Raw genomic sequence first — 3,535 nt, 5'->3', positions numbered from 1 at the left:
GTCCTCGGCGCGCTCGGCACCGACGCGGTGCGCACCCTCGCCGGGACCGCGCCGCCGATGCCCGGACTGGTGAACTCCGCGCTGGCGGTGGTCCGGCAGGAGCGGCCGGGGCCGGACATCGTGCCGAGTCTGCAGGCGAGGTTCGGCGCCGACGTTTTCGACACGCTGGTGGCGTCCGCCGTTCGGACCCGGCTCGAGCTGCCCGTCACCGAGCGGCCCGCGCTCGTCCGGGACGTGTGCGTGCTACTGCCCGTACGGCTGGAGACGCTGTTCCGGCAGAACGGTCCGCAGTGGACGATGTTGCTGCGGGTCGTGCCGGACGAGGCGTCCATACGCCGGGACGACCCGGTCCCCACCCCGGTCGAGATCGAGATGCTGACCCAGATGTGGCAGGACACCTGGGACGCCCTCACCCCGGCGCAGCGCGCGCTCGCGCCGTCGGACTGGCTGTCGCGCGACCTGTGCCCGCCGGCCTGGGAGCGGTTCTGCCGGCAGGTCGCGCCGCTGCGGGCAGCGTGGCTTGTGGGGGCGTACCCGCCCATGGTCGGCGCCGGCGGGGTGACCGTCGCGGCACCGGACGCCGCCGAGCACACCGCGCCGCCGAACCGGGTCGGCGGCTTCCCGCCGTCGCTGGAGGTGTGGTGCTCGTTCGGCGCCAGCGACCCCGTGCTGGTCGGATCGTCCACGGTGGACACCTCGGCGCTGGTCTTCGACGTGGTCGGCGCCCACGCGGAGGCCGGCGGCACGGTCGTCGAGCAGGCCGACCGCTGGTGGGTGTCCTGGCAGGCCGCCCAGGACGTCGGCCTCGGCCTTGAGATCGCGCTGCCGGACGGGCGCGGGCCGGACGACATCGGCGTGCTCTACGTGGTCGGGGTCGGCGACGAGGACCCGGCCGGGCACCTGCGGGCGCAGGCCGACGCCGGCGAACTGGCGCTGCTGCCGCTCGGCGCGCCGACCAACGCCGTGGAGGGCGAGCAGGCCGCGAGCCTCGGCACCGACCCGGGGGAGTGGCGGGACACCGCGGCGTTCCGGGTCGAGGGCATCCAGATCAACCCGCTCGCACGGCCGCTGACTGGTGCGCCCGACTCGCTCCCGGCCGTGTCCGGCTCGGCGAGGACCCTCGACCAGCTGCTCGTCCGTGCCCTGTGGCCGGCGCTGTGGGGGCACCAGCTGTGCGACGTGTGGGGGCTGCGCGAGGATGCCGACCGGCTCGGCGCCTGGGCCGCGGACCACCTGCGGCCGGAGGGGCCGCTGCCGCCTGTACGAATCGCCGAGCAGCCGTACGGGCTGCTGCCCGCCTCGGTGATGACCGGCTGGCGGATCTCGGCGGAGGAGGGCGAGTCCGCGGCGTGCGAGGAGCGGATGCTTGCACCACTGCTCGTCCTGCGGGACGCGCTCGCCGCCGGCGCGCGCGGGAACGGCACCGCGGTCGGCGCGGACACCGCCGGGCTGCTCGAGCTGTTGGGCCGGGACGCGGTCTCCGCCGGATACATGCACCGGCTGTTCCTCCCGGCCACGCTCTGGGCCGCGCTGTGGAACGCGACCACTGGCGTCGAGGCCGACCGGTTCGCCGAGGAGGTGCGGGCCGCCCTGGAGCCCGCTGTTGTGAACCTGCTCGGGCAGGAGCCGGCGCGGGCGTACCTCGCTGCGGCCGAGGCCGACCGGCTCACGCTGCCGCTGGTCGCGCCGACCCGGTGGCCGTCGTGGTTCTACGAGCCCGGCCGGGTCGACGAGAACGGCGACCCGGTGCCGGCGATGAGCGTCGAGGAAGGCCTCGCGCGGCTGGTCGAGACGCTGCTCGACGAGCGGCCCGGCCCGTGGGACCGGGCCGTCGAGGCGTGGCACGAGCTGCTGCCCGACAGCCTGCTCGTCCGGCTGCTGCTGCACTCGGTGATGCTGGCGGTCGCCGCGGTGGCCCGCGTGAACGCCGGCTCGGGCGACCCGCTGTTGGAGCCGGAGATCGGTTCGACCGTCAACCCGACGCTGCTGCGCTCGCTCGGCCAGGCCTGGTCGCCCGGCGACCCGGACGACCACCCGGCCGGCTTCGTGCTGCGGGTGCACCGCGACGGCCTGGCCCGGCTCTACGAGCTGCTCCGCGAGCCGCCGCCGGATCTCCTGTCCGACGTGGAGCGTGCCCTGCGGTCCACCCTGGACACCGCGACCCACCGCGTCGACCCGTGGCTCACCGGGATGGCGGCGCGCCGGCTCGACCTGCTCGCCGCGAAGCCGGATACCCGGTTCCGGCTCGGCGTGTACGGCTGGGTGGACGGGCCGATGCTCGGCACGCCAGGCCCGACCGAGGGCGGGCTGCTGCACGCGCCGTCGCACGCGCAGGCGCTGACCGCGGTTGTGCTGCGGGACAAGCAGGTCACCGACCGGCTCACCGATCCCGCCGGCCGCGACCTGTGGTCGATGCAGCTGGAGTCCGACCGGATCCGGCTCGCCGAGGAGATGGCCGAGGAGGTCCGGGTCGGAGCGCACCTGCACGAGGCGCTCGGCCGGCAGGTGGAGCGGGTCGTCAGCGCCCACGCCGACGTGGCCGCGCTGCGCTCGCAGTTCCCGATGCGCGGCGGGCAGGCGGAGCCCGGCCGGGTCTGCTCCGGGCTCGCCGCGCTGAGCGCCCTCCTGTCCGCCGCGCCGCCGCTGCCGGTCTCCCCGGCGCAGAGAGAGCTGCTGGAAGGGCTGCGGGACGCACTCGACGCGTACGGGGACCTGCTGGTCGCGGAGGCCGTGCACCAGGTCGTGACCGGCCGGGCGGACCTCGCCGGCGCTGCGATGGACGCCGCCGCAGGGCTTGGCGCGCCGCCGACGCTCGCGTTCACCGAGACCCCGCTGACCGCCGACGGGCTTACGTCCGCGGTGGTGGCCGCGGTGCCGTACGTGGCACCGCTCGCCGGCGACGGAGTCGCGCCCGCACTCATCGCCGACGCCTCGGTGGCCGCGGCGGTCGCGGCGGCGACGGGTCCCGCCTCGGCGTGGACCTGGGGTCCGGTCACGCTCTCCGACCTCGGACTCGCGCCGGAGGACACGCTCGTGCTGTCGCCGGACCTGCTCTTGGCGATGGCGGCGTATCGGCTGGGTGCCCCGCCGGACGGCGGCACCGGGCCGGGCTGGCAGCGGCGCGCCCGCGACCTCGTCCGCGCGCTCGGCAGCCAGCCATCGCTCGCGAGCGACGTCGCGAGCACCGAGGACTCCGCCAGCGTCGCCGCTCTCGACGCCGCGATCCTCACCGACCTGCGCGCCCGGTACGCCGAGCTGCGCGACGAGGCGCAGCGGACGGTAGACGCGCTGGCCGCGGCGGCCGACACGCCGTCCCGGGTGGCGGCGCTGCGCCGGGCGCTGCGGTGGGGAGTCACGCCGATCGTCGGCAGGACCGAGCAGTCGGCGTTCCTGGCCGCGCTGCTCGACGGCGTCGAGCCGGCCGATGCGGGGCTGCTGCCGTCGCTCGCCGGCCGCGCCCACGACTCGCTCGCCGCGCGGCTGCAGGCCGCGCCGCCGATCGGCGAGCGCCGGCCGTCGTCTGACGGGCCCGGAG

General features: G+C 76.5%; 1 protein-coding gene. It reads left to right on the top strand.

Annotated elements, in window-relative coordinates:
• A partial coding sequence (locus tag ACY45C_RS18910; RefSeq protein WP_462188911.1) for a hypothetical protein occupies window positions 1–3,535 on the top strand: 3,535 nt, incomplete at both ends.

This window comes from Frankia sp. CcWB2, assembly GCF_977927585.1.
This window is presented reverse-complemented; position numbering and strand designations above follow the sequence as displayed.